14 protein-coding genes and 2 pseudogenes are annotated in these 16,624 nt (G+C 68.1%); 4 read left to right on the forward strand and 12 right to left on the reverse strand.

All coding sequences use genetic code 11. The annotated features are described in order from the left end of the window. Positions 1-155: 155 nt before the first annotated feature. A complete protein-coding gene (locus OG912_RS32790; RefSeq protein ID WP_327712465.1) occupies positions 156-953 on the forward strand; it encodes a hypothetical protein in 798 nt (265 codons plus the stop codon). Positions 954-1,127: 174 nt separating this feature from the next. After that, positions 1,128-1,895, forward strand: a complete 768-nt coding sequence (locus OG912_RS32795; RefSeq protein WP_443061044.1) for a hypothetical protein — start codon at positions 1,128-1,130, stop codon at positions 1,893-1,895. An 84-nt stretch (positions 1,896-1,979) separates the two neighbouring features. Here the strand turns inward: OG912_RS32795 and OG912_RS32800 are convergent, their stop codons facing one another. From OG912_RS32800 to OG912_RS32835, 7 genes and pseudogenes are all read right to left on the reverse strand, one after another. After that, entirely contained in the window at positions 1,980-2,540 is a 561-nt protein-coding gene (locus OG912_RS32800) for a YcxB family protein (protein ID WP_327712467.1), read from the reverse strand. A 41-nt stretch (positions 2,541-2,581) separates the two neighbouring features. After that, positions 2,582-2,980 carry a YcxB family protein gene (locus tag OG912_RS32805; protein ID WP_327712468.1) on the reverse strand — a complete coding sequence of 133 codons (399 nt, stop codon included), beginning with the start codon at positions 2,978-2,980 and terminating at the stop codon, positions 2,582-2,584. Between the two features lie 104 nt (positions 2,981-3,084). After that, positions 3,085-4,254, reverse strand: a complete 1,170-nt coding sequence (locus OG912_RS32810; protein ID WP_327170644.1) for a DnaB-like helicase N-terminal domain-containing protein — start codon at positions 4,252-4,254, stop codon at positions 3,085-3,087. Further along, positions 4,251-4,481 (reverse strand): hypothetical protein, encoded by a 231-nt coding sequence (locus OG912_RS32815; RefSeq protein WP_327170643.1) that lies wholly within the window; start codon positions 4,479-4,481, stop codon positions 4,251-4,253. Before OG912_RS32815 ends, OG912_RS32810 begins: the two co-directional genes overlap by 4 nt. After that, positions 4,478-6,203: pseudogene (locus OG912_RS32820) on the reverse strand (type IV secretory system conjugative DNA transfer family protein). Before OG912_RS32820 ends, OG912_RS32815 begins: the two are co-directional and overlap by 4 nt. A gap of 158 nt (positions 6,204-6,361) precedes the next feature. Continuing rightward, positions 6,362-7,027, reverse strand: a complete 666-nt coding sequence (locus OG912_RS32830; RefSeq protein ID WP_327170640.1) for a hypothetical protein — start codon at positions 7,025-7,027, stop codon at positions 6,362-6,364. A 162-nt stretch (positions 7,028-7,189) separates the two neighbouring features. Next, positions 7,190-8,404: an IS110 family transposase gene (locus OG912_RS32835; protein ID WP_327170639.1), complete on the reverse strand. Its 1,215-nt coding sequence runs from the start codon at positions 8,402-8,404 to the stop codon at positions 7,190-7,192. Positions 8,405-9,614: 1,210 nt separating this feature from the next. On the opposite strand from OG912_RS32835, the pseudogene OG912_RS40165 reads away from it, so the two are divergent. After that, positions 9,615-9,910, forward strand: a pseudogene (locus OG912_RS40165) (transposase family protein); the annotation flags it as partial. A 26-nt stretch (positions 9,911-9,936) separates the two neighbouring features. On the opposite strand, the gene OG912_RS32845 reads toward OG912_RS40165, so the two are convergent. Next, positions 9,937-11,478 carry an acyl-CoA carboxylase subunit beta gene (locus OG912_RS32845; protein WP_443061114.1) on the reverse strand — a complete coding sequence of 514 codons (1,542 nt, stop codon included), beginning with the start codon at positions 11,476-11,478 and terminating at the stop codon, positions 9,937-9,939. Between the two features lie 714 nt (positions 11,479-12,192). On the opposite strand from OG912_RS32845, the gene OG912_RS32850 reads away from it, so the two are divergent. Further along, complete coding sequence (locus OG912_RS32850; RefSeq protein ID WP_327170638.1) at positions 12,193-12,402, forward strand: hypothetical protein; 210 nt, start codon at positions 12,193-12,195, stop codon at positions 12,400-12,402. Between the two features lie 453 nt (positions 12,403-12,855). On the opposite strand, the gene OG912_RS32855 is transcribed toward OG912_RS32850, so the two are convergent. The 4 genes from OG912_RS32855 to OG912_RS32870 all read right to left on the reverse strand — a co-directional run bounded on the left by OG912_RS32855 (position 12,856) and on the right by OG912_RS32870 (position 16,611). After that, positions 12,856-13,587, reverse strand: coding sequence for a hypothetical protein (locus OG912_RS32855; RefSeq protein WP_327170637.1), 732 nt, complete (start codon positions 13,585-13,587; stop codon positions 12,856-12,858). A 97-nt stretch (positions 13,588-13,684) separates the two neighbouring features. Continuing rightward, the gene (locus OG912_RS32860) at positions 13,685-14,248 is read right to left on the reverse strand and encodes a hypothetical protein (protein ID WP_327170636.1); all 564 of its coding nucleotides are present in this window, start codon (positions 14,246-14,248) and stop codon (positions 13,685-13,687) included. Between the two features lie 129 nt (positions 14,249-14,377). Next, the gene (locus tag OG912_RS32865) at positions 14,378-15,073 is read right to left on the reverse strand and encodes a hypothetical protein (protein ID WP_327170635.1); all 696 of its coding nucleotides are present in this window, start codon (positions 15,071-15,073) and stop codon (positions 14,378-14,380) included. A 32-nt stretch (positions 15,074-15,105) separates the two neighbouring features. Further along, positions 15,106-16,611, reverse strand: a complete 1,506-nt coding sequence (locus OG912_RS32870; RefSeq protein ID WP_327712469.1) for an ATP-binding protein — start codon at positions 16,609-16,611, stop codon at positions 15,106-15,108. Positions 16,612-16,624: the final 13 nt, after the last annotated feature.

Here is a 16,624-nt window from a genome sequence, read left to right on the forward strand (position 1 = left end):
GCCGTGTCGGTCAGCGCCGACGTGCTGTGGTCGCCAAGAACTCATGTGCCGCGGCGATCTCGCTGGAGGATCTCCGGCCCGGCAACGGTCCAATAGGCGTCGGAGGATGCGCAGGGGCAGGTCCATTGTCAGTGCGCTGCGCTTCACTGTCCGCCATGAAGCTCACGCAGATGACAGTGAACGATCTGTTGGCTCAGCTCGGCCCGGCGGACGGCCACATGTACCTGCCCGATGACCTGGATCCGCAAGTTCTGACCGACCTGCTCGCCGGCAGGTACGGAGCCCCACGGACGCTCGTCCTCGACGGCTTCACCGATCCGACGGTCGACGAGCTCAGTGGCGCGGGTCTTCTTTCCCCTTTCGGCGACCGTACCGTGACGATGCGGGCCTGGGCCTATGGGGATCAGTGGGTTGGCATGGGTGCGGCGCGAGATGACGACGACATCGAGCGGCCGGTGCTGGTGGTCGCTCACAGGCAGGTCATGGAACCTTTGGCGGTCGCTCCTCATGAGAGCGCTGACTGGGTGGAGCGACTCGTACAGATCACCGGCTGGACGCAGCCTGCCCAGCAGCCGGACGCGCGTTGGGCGGAGGTGGAGTCGCGCCTGGGCACCACGCTTCCTACCGACTACAAGTGCATGGTCAATACGTTCGGCGAGGGCGCCTTCGACGCGTGGCTGAGCCTGAACCAGGAGCCGTGGACGAGTCTCAGAGAGGACGGGCTACTCATCTGGGCGGGCACGGAGCACGAGGAACTGTACTGCTGGCGGGTCAGTGGCGACGACCCTGATCAGTGGCCCGTCGTCGTCCGGACCTTCGACGACGGCGACGTCCTCTTCGACAGCCAAGCCGCGCAGTTCGTCTGTCGCATCCTCATCGACCCGCACCACCGGTTCACGATGGCCCGCTATTTCGACACCCACTGGTTCATGAATTACCAGGAGAGCGACTGACTGAACTCGACCCCCAACGGGGCCCTCAGCCACGTCGCCCGTGCAAGGCGCTCCTACTGGTGCCGGGCAGTTGCGGACCGCACAGCCCGGCCAGCCGCAGGTCCGCAGCGCTCGGTAAGGTAGGGACCTTCGGCCGGCGGAAGCCGTACGGAGTCTTCGAAGGCCAGGCACTTCATGCATCTCGCTGACCATCCCTCACGCCACCGCCTCAGCGCCGCCTTGGACGACCTCAACGTCACCTTCCGCGGCATGACCGCGCATAAGGACGAGAACAACTGCGAATGCCATTGGGGCAGTGCCCAGGAACTCGCCCTGTTGAAGACGCCGGACGTGGGGCTGGAACCGGACCTCCTACGCCGGACCTGGACGGCCATCGACTGGACCGATCACGCCGCCGTGCTGAAACGCGTCCTGCCGCAGTTCGCCCCGGTATTGGTCGTCGGCCGCGCGGATCCCCTGTTCGGTCTGGAAGAGGCAGGGTATTCCTTCGCCCGAGGCCGCTGGCAGCAGTGGCCCGACGACCACGCCGCTTCCGTACGCGAGTTTCTGCACGCTTGGTGGGAGCACAGCCTCACCGATCCGGATGCGGTCGTTCCGGCGCACCAGGTTTTCGTACTGTGTGCCGAGGCATCCGGAACGGTCGGCCCCTGGCTTGCCGAGTGGGAGAAGCAGACCGGGAACCTCAGCGACCTCCGCCTGGCGGAGGCCGCCGCAGAATGGGAGTACGAACTCCTGGGAGACAGCCTGCCGTGGCACATCGGCTGGTACGAGCACAACGAGGAAGAGATGCGCGCCGAACTGGTCGCCTGGCTCCTCGGCCACGCTGCAATGCGGCTTCACGCGTCGAGCGCGTCGGCAGAGCTCCAGCACCGGATACGGCTGCTCGGACTCACCGGCGAGGACCGATATACGGATCCGTACTGGCCCGGTCACCGCTACTGACGAGCAGCAGCGGCGGATTGTGCAGGCTTGCGGCAGCGGACTTGGCCGGCTCAACCGCCTACGCGGGGTTCCCCTTCACGTTCGTCACACGCGAGGGGTGTGCAGGTCCAGGATGGCTCGCAGCCGGTCAAGGGCCTCGGCCTCATGCACGCCCCGCTTGGGCAGGACACCGAGGTACATGATGTTGGGGTCCCGGCTCAGCAGGACGAAATGGCCGGCAGTCTCCCGGTAGCCCTGGAAGACGGACCACTTCAGGACCAGCGTGCTGTGGTCGGTCTGGCAGGTGACCCCCGCCGGGGACACGCTGGCGCGGTACTCGCCCTGCCAACCGACAAGCCGCTGCACACTGGCGGCCTGCAGGCGCGGGTACCCCCACACGATCAGAACGACGAACAAGAACAAAACGGTTGAGACCCAGTCGACTCTGCCGCGACCTACGGCGAACAACCACTGCCCTACCCACAGAGTGAGAAACACACCCCGCAGCAGCAACCCGGTCCGCTTGATCCGCCCGCGGACCCGCAGGCCGACCAGTGTGTCGTCGGACCGAGGCTTGTACACCACCTGGACCGCGGTCTGCTCGTCCACGACATCGTCAACCGATTGCGTGTTGTGCACGCCTTCGGCGCTGTGGCCCTCGGCCATTGTTCCTCCCCCGGCAGAAAGACTGCGAACCTTACTGAACCTCAGTGCCGGGGCGGACGGCTGCCGTGCCGGGGTAGGTGGCGGTCGAGTATGCCACGCAGCCGGTTGGTATCGTCCCTGCCCAATGCGCGCTTGGGCAGATAGTGCGCGATGAGCAGGTACGGCGCGGGCGTCAGCAGCACGAATCCGTCGGCGGTCTCCACGTACCCGCCAAGGCTCCGCCAGCCCCGGCGCGTCTCCACGTGCGTACCCGTGAAGCACACAACGTCATTGGACTCGTCGACGTTCACGGTCCAAGGCCCCAACGGGGCACTCATCTTGGCACGCCGTGCGGTCAGCAGCCCCCTTCTGACCATGAACCCGAACAGGCTGCCGAGGAAGGCGCCTCCCGCTGCCAGGACGCCGTTGGCAAGCAACCACACCGCCATTGCGAAGAGCACCGGCAAGAGCAGTCCATGCAGCTGGCCCTTGAACCCCCGCACCCGCCCGCGTGCTTGGAACGCGTCGGCCCAAGGGGCAGAAAAGGGCTGGTGGGGAGGGGGTCTCACGGGTGGCCGCGCGAGGGTGGTCGGGCTGCTGACAGCGTGGGGAGACGGCTGGCCGGGGCTGGGGGTGACGTGCCTGGGTGGGGTGTGCTGCGTGCGCGGGCGGCCTTCACTCGGTCGGGCGGCGGCTCGGCCGCCTGTGGAGCGGATGCTTTGGCCTTGGGAGCCGGACTGCTGTTCGCGGTGGCCCAGCGGGCACGTACCTCGTCGAGCGGACCGAGCGCGTGCAGGGTGTGGTTGATCAGCCGACCGGGCCCCAGAACCTCGTCTTGGGCCAAGGTCCGGATGGTTCGCGCGGAGGCGGCGGCGCGGGTCACGGAGGAACGCATCACCCGCTGCCCGAACCAGTCAGCGCTGCCGGGGACCATGCCTTCGCACACGGAGGCCAGCTGCTCGCTCGACACAGTGCCGTCGGCCAGCAGACCGCGTCGCTGGGCCTCCCAGAGCAGGGTGATCCGGTCGATGGGTTCACCCCGGTGGTGCAGCGCGCCCAGGCACCGGTAGAGCTGCCCGTGGGTCACGTCGGCGAAGTCTCCCGGCCGCAGCCAGGCCACCACCTCGCCCATGGCCCCCGGCTGTTCGGAGAGGACGGCCAGGAGGAACCGCTCGTCCTCGGCGACCTGGCCGCTCTGTGCCGGAGGCAGGATGTCCGTGGCGGCAGAGGGTCCAGCGGTGGGTGGAACCGGTCGAGGGTCGGTTCCCCAGCGTCGCGCAAGGTCGGTGAGTACGCTGGTCAGGACGCCCGCCGTACGCAACGCTCCCTCGACCTCGCCCTGGACGGCGTCGTCCCGAGCCGCCTGGTGGAGACGGATCGCGTGCTGGGCGACTGTGCGGTGAATCGACCCCTCCAGCACCATGCGGCCGTACACAGGGGCGTGCTTGGTTCGGGGACACGCCTGGATCAGGGTGTGGGCGTACGCCGGGGTCAGCCCGCGCACGTGTTGTCCGGCCTCCCCGACCGCGTCGGTCACCCACGACAGCGGCAACGGACCATCGGCCGAGAGCGCGTGATGCCCGTCGTTGCGCAACTTGCGAAGGGCGCCGAACAGCGCCTGGTGAACGGGCCGATAGAAGTGGTCCGCAGCGAGCCACTCCAGGTGCGTGAGCTGCTCGGGGTCAGGGAGCACGGCACCGAGGACCGCCTGCTCGGCACTCATCAGCGGATTCACCGCCGGCCGCCGGGATCAACGGTGGACGCCTCGTCCTGCCGGATAAGGAGGTTGGCGACTGCCCGGTCGGCAGCGGCCATCGACAGGGCGAAGTCGTCCAAGGCGGCGGTGAAGGCAGGATCGGAGGCGGGGACCGAGCCGACCCCGCCGTCAAGCCACCACCGGCCACCGCGCAGAACGACCGGAGCGTGGGCCAACCGCCCCTGCTGCGGGGTGGGCGCGCTCATGCCGACAGTCCAAGATCGTCCTGGTCGATGCTCTTCGCGAGGGCACGCTCGGTGATCGCCTTCGTGGCGCGAGCCGAAGCCGGGCCGACCACCTTGGCGGAGGGCTCCCTGTACCAGGGCTTGAGGTTGAGCATGGCGACCCGGATGCCGGTGGCCAGTAGCAGTGCCTTGCCCTTGGGCAGGGCGCGGATGGCGTCCGGCGGCAGGATCCGCTCGGTGCGCATGCTCACCGAGGTGGACTTGCCGCCCTCGCTCGTCGAAACCGAGGTGGTCTGGACGTCGTGGTCGCCGACCTGACGGCTGAGCCGGTCGGCGAAGTCCGCGTCGTCGATGCCAGATCCGATGATCTTGATGGTGGCGGCGGAGTACAGGGCGTCCATTCCGGTCTCGCCCCAGCACCGCTGGCCCTGACGGTAGGACTGCAGGATCGTCATCGGGATGACGCCCCGGCTGCCCAGGTGCGAGTACAGGTCGGGGAGGTCGCTGATGCGGCACACGTTCGCCGCCTCGTCGAGGACACACAGGGCGGGCGGGTCGAGTCGCCCGCCGGAGCGCTCGGCGACGATCACGGCCGCGCGCATCACGGCGTCGGCCGCGGCCGCGATGATCGCGGACGCGCTGCCGCCGCCGTCCTTGCTCAGCAGGTACAGGGTGTCGCGGGATGTCGCGAAGGCGAACGGCTGGAACTCGGGGAGGTCGTCATTCGGGGTGACCCAGGCGGCGACGTCCGCATCGAGCAGGCAGCTCGCATACTGCCTCGCGGTCTCGTAGATTCCGTCGCGTGTTTCGGTCGCGCCGGAGACGGTGCCCTGGAGCTGGGCGGCGACCGCGTGGTGGCCGGCGTCGGTGAGCAGGTCCACCGGGGTGCGGTCGGCCGGCATCGCGAGCCAGGCCAGGACGTCGGTGATCGGCCGCCGGTGGCTGGCGGCGGCGAGGAAGAGGGCACCGAGGGTGTTGCTCGCGGCGGTGGACCAGAAGTCGGAGCCGCTGGACTCGTCCACGCTAGCGGTGACGAAGTGCCCTGCCAACCTCTTCGCCCCGGTGAGATCGCGGGCGTCAGCGAGGATGTCCCACCACATCTCGCGAGGGTGGTGGGCGATCTGCTGCGGATCGAGGGTCCAGATCGTGCCGACCTCGGCGCGGGCGTCCACCGTGGTGGTGAAGGCGTCGTTCGCGGCTTTGTTACTGGTGAGCAGGACCGGACCCGGTGCCGAGAGGATCGCGGGGATCGCCAGCCCGGACGTCTTGCCGGAACGCGGGGCCATGATCGCGACGATCACGTCCTCCCAGGACGCGCGGACCTCCGCACGACCGGGATCGAGGGTGCCGAGCAGGATGCCGCGGTCAGCGGGCAGGACCTCTTTTACTCTCCCGGCCGCCCAGGCTCGGGCGCAGGCTCTTCGCCTTGGCGACGATCTCCTTGTCCAGGAGCGGCGCCAGGTCCGCCTTGCGGGCGAGGCCGGACCTGGCCCCGGCACGCCAGCGCATCCACAGCACGGCAGCGGTGACGATCAGGGCCACGGTGAACAAGCCGGGGACGGCACGGGCACCGACCATCAGCATGCTGGTGCTCAAGGTCGGCCACAGCACCTCCGGGTGCAGCAGCGCGTCCGTGACGCGGAAGGGGGCCCATGTCCCGCTCCCGACAAAGGTATTGGTGAGATTTCCGGTCAGCCAGGCCAGGGAGCCGAAAGCCATGACGGCTGCGAGGATGCCGAACATGAGGTAGAGGAGCGCGTCCGACCCGGTGCTGGTCGAGGGCGCGCTGGTGCGCGGGGAAGGCACGGCGGTTCCTTGGGTGTGCGAGCGAGTGGGGGCGGGGCGCGCTCGGCTCTCGTGCAGTTCATGGGGGTACTCCAGGGAGTGTGAAGCGGAACGTTTCAGCGAGGTCGGCCGGCAGGACGAGGCGCGGGGGGAAGTGCTGCGGTGGCCGGCGGACTGCCGGCCGACGGCGATGTTCCGGCGCTCGGCGAGGAGGCGCGGGCGGCCCGCTGCCGGTCTGAATCGAGGGTCCGGGCAGCGGAAGGCGCAGGAGCAGCTTCGGCACCGAGGGCATCGGCGAGCAACTCCCGGCTGCGTAGGACGTTGACCATCTGGTGGTGCCGCGGGTCCGTGCGCTCTGCGGGACAGGCAGCGAGACCGTCCTCGGCGACTTTCAACCGCTCGCGGACGTCCTGGAGCATTCCGTACGCGGCGGCCAGTCGCGTCCACGTCTCGAAAGTCGGACGGTGATGCGGGTCGTCGAAGTCGAGACGGGCGCGAGTCCAGTCGGCGGCAGAGGCGACGAGTTCGGTCAGCTCGGGCAGAGACCCGACCAGTGCGCCGTTGACCTCCTCGATGATGCTCGCCACCTCATCGGGCGAGGCGTCCTCGTGGAGACGGGAAATCATCCCGCGGACCGAGTACGGATCGGCGGAAGCGCTAGACAGGCGCCTGACCTGCAGCGACTTGTCAGAGCCCGGTGCCGCGCTGCGGTGGGCGAGCCGGATGTTGTGCTGCATGGCCGCACCGACGGCCTTGCCGATGCTGGAGTCATACTCGGGCACGTTTGCCTCTTCCGGTGAGTGGTCCTGGACGGGTGAGTCGAGCGGGGCGCGCGACGTACTGGAGGCCGACGGCGGAGAGAGCGGCCGGGGTCACCGTCGGGGGGGGTGTCTCTATGTCCTTCGTCAAGGACGTGGTGCCTGGTTTGCGTGTGGTTGGGGTGGTCAGGCGGCGAGGGTGATGGTGGGGGTTCTGGATTCGTAGAAGGTGCCGTCTCGGAGCATGGCGAACAGCACGCTGATGCGTTGGCGGGCGAGTCGCAGGAGTGCCTGGGTGTGCGTTTTGCCGCGGGCTCTTTGCCGGTCGTAGTAGGCGCGTGATGCCGGGTCGGCGTTCATGCAGGCGAAGGCGGAGAGGAACATCGCGCGTTTGAGCTGCCGGTTTCCGCCGCGTGGTGCGTGTTCGCCGTGGATCGAGGTTCCCGACGATTTCGTCGTGGGAGCGAGGCCGGCGTAGGAGGCGAGGTGGGCGGCACTTGGAAAGCCGGTGCCGTCGCCGACGGTGACCAGCAGGACGGCGGCGGTCCTGACGCCGACGCCCGGCATCGAGGTCAGGACCTGGTGAAGAGGGTGGGCCTCCAGCAGGGTGCTGATCTGGGCTTCGAGTGCCTTGCGTTGGTCGTGGACGGCTGCGAGCGAGGCGGCCAGGGACGGGATCACGATGTCGAGGGTGCCCGTGCCGGGAACGATGACGGTCTGCTCGTCGAGGGCGTCGAAGACGTCATCGATCAGTCTCTGTGCCATCCGCGGAGCCTTGGGCCGGATCAGCTCGACGAGCCGGCGGCGGCCGGCTTTCCTCAAAGCGGCCGGGGATCCGTGGCGCTCAAGGAGCCAGGTGACGGCGGGGTGGTCCAGCCGCGGGCCGAGCACGCGCTCGAGGCTGGGGTGGAACTGGGTGAGCAGGCCGCGTATCCGGTTGCTGGTGCGGGTGGCCTCGGCGGCGAGGTCCTGGTCGAAGCCGGTCAGCACCGTGAGCTCGGCGGTGATCTCGTCGGTCAGCTCCAGCGAACGCAGGATGTGCGGCATCGTCCGGGCCGCGTCCGCAATCACCGCCGCGTCCTTCGCATCCGTTTTCGCCTCGCCCGGATACAGATCGGCGATCCGCCGCATGGCAAGTCCGGGCAGGTAGGCGACCTCGCAGCCCGCGTCCCGGGCGACGGTCAGCGGCAGAGCCCCGATCGATGCGGGCTGGTCGACGATCACCAGCACGGTGCCGAACTTGGCCTTGAGCTTGTCGAAGGCGGCCCGCAGTTTCGGTTCGCTGTTGGGCATCGGCTTGTCGAAGATCTTCTTGCCCGCCGGAGTCAGGCGGTGGCCATGATGGGCGGACTTGCCGACGTCCATCCCGAGGAAGACGCCCACGCCATCGGTGTCTAACATCGCACCCTTCCCAGGTGGTTGTTCCTGCCGGCCTCGGCAATGGCACCGTGCTCGCGCATCCACGTTATGCAGACCTGCCGCCCGCGTACTGCCCGGCATTGCGCCGGACCGGGCGGTGGCCGGGTCTCTCATCAGCGTCTCCGACGGCACCCCACGGACCCGGCGACACCACCCCCCAGGTCATCTGTTCGACAGAGGGGACACAGTCATACCGGGCCCGGAGGCCAGCGGCCCCATTGCAGGACCGCGAAAAACATAACGGGGGGGGGTGAGGCGCGCGGTGGGTGACCCGTCGCAGAGCAAGGCGCCGGCGCGGAACTGGACGCCGAGGAGACCTTGGCTTGGTTCGCCGCAGGAGCAGTGGCCAGAGCGGCACCACGGTGATCACGGACGGTCCGTGCTGCGGAGTAGCTCGTCGAAGCGGCGCCGACGCGGCGTAGCTCGGCTTCGGAATCGACGAGTTCGGACTGGGCCGAGCTGATGAACTCCGAGGCGAAGCCGAACCGGTCAGCGAGCGCATACGCGTCCTCGTCCAAGTCGTTGACCTGTTCTCCCGCCGCTTCCAGCGCCTCCCGGACACGCTCCAGAGCACCGTGCTCGGGGTGAAGGAGGTGGTCGACTGCGCGCTGAAGGCTGGCCCCGCCTTCGGCCGCCCGAATCTGGTCCGTGATGCTGAGAAGTTCGGCGCCGGCGGCGTAGGGCCCAGCGCATGCACCGGAGGGCTCAGCCGGGCCGTGTCGAGAGACGGCGGGAGGGTGACGTCATATCGAGCGGCTCGAAGCATCTCGGCCGCATGGCTGGCGATGGCGACCTGGTCGGCGAGCGGAGTGGTGGTGGGAAGGCGATGGCGTCGGCCGTGCCAGTCGTCGATCTGCTTGAAACCGGCGTGACGGAGGAGCTGCGCGGAGAGGTCATCAGTAGCGCCCTTGGCAACGACGCTGCCGCTGAACTCGGACGTGATGGTGATCGAGGTAGGCACGGAAGTCTCCGGGGCAGAGGGAGCGAAGGACCCGTTGGAGGTGGGCCAGTGGGCAGAGCATCCGGCAAATCCGGGGTTTGGTCTGGCCGAGAATCGCTGGTAGAAGCCGCTGGCCGCGCGGTGGCAGCGGCAGAAAGCCGGGTGCCCCGCCCGGTCGGTCAGAAGAAGGGGTTCTCCGTCGGCCGGTCGGCCCCGGTGGCGGCCTGGAGCAGCTCGGTGAGGTCCTCCGGTTCGGCAGCCCACGCGCACGGCATCGTCCAGGCGTGCCTGACCCGGCAGCTCCTTGTCCTCGCCGACCGCGCCCACCAAGGCGCCAGCGCACCTTCTGCACCCCGTACTACCACCACCGCGAACAGCCCGAGCACTGCCAACAGTTCAACCACGACCACGCCCGACTCAGAGCTCCCGGCGAACGCGCCTTCGCTCAGTTGAAGTCCTGGCGACTCCTCCGGCGAGCCAGATGTTCCACCCGCCGCACCATCGTCCAAGCCGTCCACACGCTACTGACCTGCGACTATTCAGGCTGAAAGAGGTTCACTGACGAAACCACCCTTCACAGCGGCAGGTTACCGTGTTTGCGGACTGGTCTTTTGTCGCGCTTGGTGCGAAGCACGGCCAGTGAGCGGATGAGGACCTCGCGCGTGCGGGCGGGGTCGATGACGTCGTTAACGAGACCTTGCTGAGCGGTGTAGTGAGGGTGCATGAGATCACGCTCGTACTTCTCGACCATCTCTCTATGCATGGCCTCCGGGTCGTCAGCCTCCGCGATTCTCCTCCGAAAGATGGCATTGACAGCGCCATCCGGATCCATCACGGCCATCTCGTTCGTGGGCCAGGCAAAGGAAAGGTCGGAACCGATGGAGCGTGAGTCCATCACAATGTAGGCACTCCCGTACGCCTTGCGCATGACCAATTGGACGCGTGGCACAGTCGCGTTGCAGTAGGCGTAGAGCAGTTTGGCGGTATCCCGGATGAGACCATTGTGTTCCTGATCAAGGCCGGGCAGAAAGCCAGGCACGTCAACCAGGGTGATGAGAGGAATATTGAACGCATCGCAGAACTGAACGAAGCGGGCCGCCTTCTCCGTCGCATCAGTGTCCAGGACGCCCGCCAGGCGCGCCGGCTGGTTCGCGACAATTCCCACCACATGACCGCCAAGACGGCTCAGCCCGCAGACGACGTTGGCCGCCCACCGTTCCTGGATCTCCAAGAAGTCCTTGTCGTCGACAATCTCCTCGATGACTGCGCGTACGTCGTAAGCGTGGTTGCTGTCGCTCGGCACCAGTTCGAGCAAGACCTCACACTGACGGTCAGGCGAGTCCAGGCACGGTACAACAGGCGGCACTTCACCACTGTTGGACGGGAGCAGGGAGAGAAGTCGGCGCACTGCTCGCAGGCAGGTTCGTTCATCATCGAAGGCGAAGCCGGCCGTGCCGGAAACCTCGGTGTGCACATCGGCTCCGCCGAGCGCGTCGACGGTAGTACTCTCGCCAGTCACGGCGCGCACCACATCTGGACCGCTGATGTACATCTGGGAGACAGTGCGGACCATGAAGACGAAATCGGTGAGCGCCGGGGCGCAGGCAGCACCGCCCGCAGCAGGTCCCAGAACAGCACTGATCTGCGGAATCACTCCCGACGCCTGCACCGTGCGCCGAAAGATTCCGCCGTAACCGGCGAGGGCGCTCAGCCCTTCGTGGATGCGGGCCCCACCCCCGTCAACGAGTGAGACCAACGGCGCACCGGCCGTCAGAGCCATGTCCATGAGATCGTGGATTTTGGCAGCGTGCGCCTCTCCTAAAGCGCCTCCGAAGACACGGAAATCCTGCCCGTAGACGAAGATTGCGCGACCTTCAACTGTGCCCCATCCAGTGACGACCCCGTCCGTGCAGGAAACCTCTCTGTCCGAATTGGAACCAGCGAGATGGTTTCCCTGGAGCGGGTTCAACTCAGTGAATGACCCATCATCCACCAGCAGGTCGATGCGTTCCCGGACCGTCAGCTTTCCCAAAGCATGCTGGCGCTGAGTTGCCGCCGCACCGAGGCCGTCTGTAGTTTTGTCTCTACTCTCACCAGAAGCCGCTGCGCGTCCCAGAAAATCCGCTTCCGCCTGCTCCCCAAATGACCCGAAGGGGTTCTTGGGCGGGTCCTGATGGCTCCCGTCCGGCGCAGCCTCTGCATCCAGACCGTTCGCGCGCGTGGTCCCGTCGGGACGATGCTCGTCGTGGCGCGATCGTTCTGGTTCAGGACCAGGACGGTCGAGAGTGGCCGCACGCTTGCGTTTTACTCGCAGAAATTCCAGCTTCTCCCAGCGAGATCTCCACTCACGAAGCCGCGGGTCGTCTCGGCGCACTGGCCGGTCATTGGGGTCGCCGAAAGCCAGCAAGGTCCCCACCAGTGCGATGAGGAAGTCCAGCCGTGGAAGCCGTTTTCCGTTCAGCGCTTCACTGACCGCTGAAGCGGATAGGGGGCGTCCCTTCGGTGCGAGCGCCTCGATCTGCCGGTATGAGGGGTTACCCCGCTCAATACGCAGGAAGGTCAGGTCCGAGGCAAAGGCGACCAACGCTTCCGTGAACTCATCGCTCGGCTGCTCACTGCTCTTTCGTCCCCCCGGCATACCCATCCCCCGACTCGTTGCGCCCTCCACTGTCGGAAGGTACCCAGGCCGAACTTTCGCGAACAGTGGCGGACTGTATCGGTGTTCGGCCGAACCTCGCGAGTGTACGTTGCGGTTCCGCGCTGATCGGGCCCGTACGAGACTGTTCGTCCCGTGGGAGAACTGGTCTCCGGACAGGGTGAGCTAGGAGGCATGGACAACACAGAGAACGCCCCTGCTGCACCGAACACCGCAGGTGCGACTCCTCCCACCACCGTGCGCGATCGAACCGTCGACCTCATTGCGTTGCTGACCCTGCTCATGGGGTCATGCGCCGTCTTTTGCATCGCGGGCGCTGAGGCATTCACAGTAGTAACCAGCGTCGGCATGGGACTGTTCTCAACATGGCGCGCCCGCCGCTGACGCGCTCGTGCATAGGTAGCGGTGACGATGGCCTCGCTGTTGGGCCACCGTCCTGCGCGGGCCCGCCACCGCCGGCTCCCCGGCCACGGCCGGCCTGTCCTGCTCCACTTCGACGTACGTGTCCTGCTCTGCCAGCGTCTCCAGATGCTGTTCCAGGCCGATCACCCCGGCGGTTCAGTACCTCTTCCGCTTCCACCGGAGCGGACTGAACCCGCTCGAGCTCGATCCGCAGCTCCTCGACCCGGCGCAGAGCCGCCTTCTCACGGCTTTCCAGCACTGCCCGCACCGACGGCATCCGCCCCTCCATATCACCAGGACAACCACGACGGCCTCAGCTTGCCCGCAACATCGAACAACCATCCCTGACCTGCAGAAACCAGAACATCAGGTTCGGAAAGGAGACGGCTTCAAAAGGAGTTGGATCAGCGGTCGCGGGAGTACGCGATGCGGGGGTCAACCGGCCGGACCGCCGGTGTGGTGACGGCGGCGGGGACCGCCAGCCCTGCCCGGGATACCGGCACGGGCCGGGCTGGCGGCGAGCGCGGCGGCGCTCAACGGAGACGCGCGAGCGGGACCACGGCCGTGCTCACGGCCGACGGCCGGCGTGGCAGCAGGGCGGGGCCGAGCCGTCACCTCTTGAGCGAGGCGGGGCTGCACTGCGACCTGGAGCCCCGAACGGTGCAGGGCCACCGTGGCGACGGCGACTTTCCCCAGCGCCTCGACGCGATCGGTGGTCGCGGGGAGCGTGTAGATGTCCAGGCTCGAGTTGTGCCGCCAGCCGTCCTCCACCAGCGCGAGCCCGCTGAGGCCGGAGACACGGTCGTCGAGGGCTGCGACGATGCCGAGCTGCGGGTGATCGGCGAAGGCGACGTCTGGTTCACCGAGCGGACCGCGGTCGCGTACCTGTGCCGTGTCGGGCGCCAGCGCAGGGTCAAGTGCGACGTCCACATCGACCTGGTAGCCGGCCTTGCGCAGCAGCTCGATGGCCCGGCTCGTACGGCCGTGTCCGTCACAGTTCTGGTCGGCCAGCGCGTACAACGTCGGCTGGTCGGGGACGGGATGGAAGCCGAATCCTTTGAGCATCCAGGTGCTGGCCGCGAGGTTCTTCGGGTTCGCGGCGACGATGCCGTGGACGGGGTGGTGGCCGAAGGCCAGGTCGGGCAGCACGTCGTAGTGGCTGGGCATGGCAGATCCATCCGAGGCGGGTGCGGTTACAGGTGCGGGCGACGGGCGGATCAGTTCTGAGGGTGCGGTGCACGGAGGACTCCTGGATCGCGGTCGGTCAGAGCCGGGGAGCGGATGAGGAACTGGCCGACGGCGGCGCGGCCCGAGCGGAAGACTCCGGCGGCGGACCGGTCGGGAGCACGCGCTGGCCGACCGACGGCGAAGAGGCGAGAGCGACACTCGCCCGGGATGGAGCGGAGTCGGGCGGGAGCACGGTGGCGGCGCGCGCCTTGCCGGAACGTTCCTGCTCCTGGCGTGGTGGTACGCCAAGCTGGTCCAGGCGGGCGTCGACAGCGGAGAGGAGGTCCGGCACGCTGCCGCCGTGGCGCGCATGCGGACCGTCCGGCTCGGAGTCGTAGATCACCTCGTAGACGGCAGGTTCAGCGGACCGGTGGCGGGTCACCATCCAGCTTTCCGGGGACTCGGGGTGCTCGGAGGGCGGCTCCTGCGGGGGCGAGATGATCAGCGAACTGCCGTCGGGAAGCTCGGCATGGACGATGTAGTCGCTGAGGCCGTACTCGACGGTGCCCTCCAGGCCGCGCTGCCCGAGCGCGGAACAGAGGGCAGCCTGAATGCGACGCGGATCGGACCTGGCGGTCGAGGGCGGGGTTTCGTGGTGCATGGAGTTCTCCGTTGCGAACGTCCCGCCGCACGGCGGGAGCCGACGGGGCGTGGAGCTTGAAGGAGTGCGGTGGTCCATGAGGATCCGGTGATCGGGCAGTTTGGCGCTGCCGTGACTGCGTGCTAGGGATCACCGCGAGCGACCGGGAGCCGGCGGTTGCGATGCCAGCGGGACCTGGGGCGAAGCAGGTGATCCGGCAGGGGCGTTGTGCGTCGAGCGGGTCAGGGCGACGCGAGCCCGCTCGGTCTGCGCCGGCCGTTCGGTGTCCGCCCGGTGAGCTAGATATTCGCCGACGCGCACCAACGCCGGTCCCTTGGAGCCGAGTTCGTGTGAGTAGTGCCAGCCTTCGGTGTTGCGGCGCTCCCCGGCACGCTCCTGGTAGAGGTGGAGCACGCTCGGCTGCGAACCGTCCATAAGCGCCATGACGTCGGCCCATTCGTGCCGCAGCTCATCCGCCCGGAACAGGATGGTGTCGATCCCGCGTATCCGACGGAGGTCGTCACTGATCGGCCCCTCGACGTAGTCGGGGCCGTCGGCGGCGGCGCGGACCCCGACCAGCACCTCGGGTCCGTGGTCGAGGAACACCTCGGCGTGCTTCCACGCTTCGGCGTCCCGCTTGACCTTCCCGTCCCCGTAGACCTTGTCGTCCAGCGGCCAGCCGTCCGCGTCGCAGAGCGAGTCCGAAACCGCGTCCCAGGCGTCGCACGCCTCGTTGATCCCGGCGGCGGCCGAGGCCAGTGCCGGGAGGTGCCGTCGCCACGCCAAAGAGTCGGTGGCCTGCGACGGCTGGTTGTCACCGGAGGAAGGAGTGGAAGAAGCAGACATGATCGATGCCCGTTGCTGTGCTGGTCGTTGGGCTAGGCGGCCATGCGGGCGTCTGTGTCGAACAGCTCCCGCTCGGCCGGGTGGAGGATGTGCTGGGTGATGAAGGAGCGGCCGGCGACCTTCCACAGACCTCGGCCCTTGGTCAGCGCGGACACAGCCTGGGTCTCGACGCCGGTCAGGCCGAGCAGAGAGGCAGCGGCGGCGAGCTGGTCGGGCTCCTGGCGGTAGATGATGCGGGTGGAGCAGTCGGCCAGCAGGCCCTCGGCCAGGACTCGGCCGCGTGAGCCGGCGTCGCCCGCCGAGAGCAAGTCGCTGAGGCGGTGGATCACCATCAGGTTCGCGATGCCCAGCCCTCGGGAGAGCTTCCACTGGCTCTGCATCCGCTCCAGCAGCCCGACGTGCCGCATCAGCCGCCACGCCTCGTCGTAGATCACCCAGCGCCGACCGCCATCGGGATCACTGAGGGCTGACTCCATCCACGCGCTCGCGCACGTCATCGCGAGCACCAGTGCCGTGTCGTCACCGGAGCCGCCGAGACGGGAGAGATCGATGGACAGCAGCGGTGTGGTCGGGTCGAACGACACGGTGCTCGGCGCGTCGAACATGCCGCTCAAGTCGCCGTGCACGAGACGTCGCAGGGCATGGGCGAGGTCCTGGGCGGCTGAACCGAGGTGCCCGGCCTGGTGGCCGAGGGCCTGGTCGAGGCGTTCGGGGGAGCTGAGTACGTGGGCGATCTCGCCGAGCAGCGGCACCGTGCCCCGGGCGGCGGCGTCAGCGACGACCAGATCCAGGGCCAGGTCGAGGGCGGTGTGCTCCATCGGCAGCAGGTCGCGCTTCAGCACGGTGCGGGCGAGGCCGGCCAGCAGCAGCAGACGGCGCTTGCGAACCTCCGTGAACCAGTCCTCCTCGCTCACGGAGGCGGGCCGGGCTGGGGCGTCCAGCGGGTTCAACCGGCCGGGGAGCCCCGGACCCAGGGCGATGCTGTAGCCGCCGAGGGCCTGCGAGACACCGGTCCACTCGCCCTTGGGATCGCAGGGGATGTAGATCCGGTAGCCGTGGGCGATCGACCGGGTGGCGATGGATTTCGCCAGCGCCGACTTGCCCATGCCGATGACTCCGGCCAGCACCGCGTTGGGGTTGGTGAAGCCCTCGATCCGGCCGCTGTTGTAGAGGGAGAACGGGTCGAAGCAGAAGGCCGCCTCCGCGTGCACATCGCGGCCGATGAACACCCCTTCGGCACCCAGGCCGCCCTCGGCCACGAACGGGTACGCGCCGCTGGCTGTGGCGGTGGTCATCCGGTGGGCGGGCAGGGCGAGCTTGCCACCGCGGGCGGAGGCCGGACCGGGGCGACCGGCGAGCGGGTAGGTGGGCCGCAGATCCGGGTCGAGGGTCCGCTCGGCGCGGTGCTTGGGCGGGTTTCCGGCGAGACGTGCCTGGCGGCGGGCTTCGGTGAAACCGGCTCGGGCGGCACGCTGCTCGGCGCGCGTCGTCTTACGGGGCACGAACAGAGGGGAGGCGCTGGCGCGGGTACGGGGCATGAGCGTTTCTCCA

The organism is Streptomyces sp. NBC_00464, from assembly GCF_036013915.1.
Classification (GTDB): Bacteria; Actinomycetota; Actinomycetes; order Streptomycetales; family Streptomycetaceae; genus Streptomyces.

Coding starts and splice junctions, on each gene's coding strand:
- OG912_RS32790 (WP_327712465.1), top strand. CDS start 156: ATGAAGCTCACGCAGATGACAGTGAACGATCTGTTGGCTCAGCTCGGC.
- OG912_RS32795 (WP_443061044.1), top strand. CDS start 1,128: ATGCATCTCGCTGACCATCCCTCACGCCACCGCCTCAGCGCCGCCTTG.
- OG912_RS32800 (WP_327712467.1), bottom strand. CDS start 2,540: ATGGCCGAGGGCCACAGCGCCGAAGGCGTGCACAACACGCAATCGGTT.
- OG912_RS32815 (WP_327170643.1), bottom strand. CDS start 4,481: ATGAGCGCGCCCACCCCGCAGCAGGGGCGGTTGGCCCACGCTCCGGTC.
- OG912_RS32835 (WP_327170639.1), bottom strand. CDS start 8,404: ATGTTAGACACCGATGGCGTGGGCGTCTTCCTCGGGATGGACGTCGGC.
- OG912_RS32850 (WP_327170638.1), top strand. CDS start 12,193: ATGGACAACACAGAGAACGCCCCTGCTGCACCGAACACCGCAGGTGCG.
- OG912_RS32855 (WP_327170637.1), bottom strand. CDS start 13,587: ATGCCCAGCCACTACGACGTGCTGCCCGACCTGGCCTTCGGCCACCAC.
- OG912_RS32860 (WP_327170636.1), bottom strand. CDS start 14,248: ATGCACCACGAAACCCCGCCCTCGACCGCCAGGTCCGATCCGCGTCGC.
- OG912_RS32865 (WP_327170635.1), bottom strand. CDS start 15,073: ATGTCTGCTTCTTCCACTCCTTCCTCCGGTGACAACCAGCCGTCGCAG.
- OG912_RS32870 (WP_327712469.1), bottom strand. CDS start 16,611: ATGCCCCGTACCCGCGCCAGCGCCTCCCCTCTGTTCGTGCCCCGTAAG.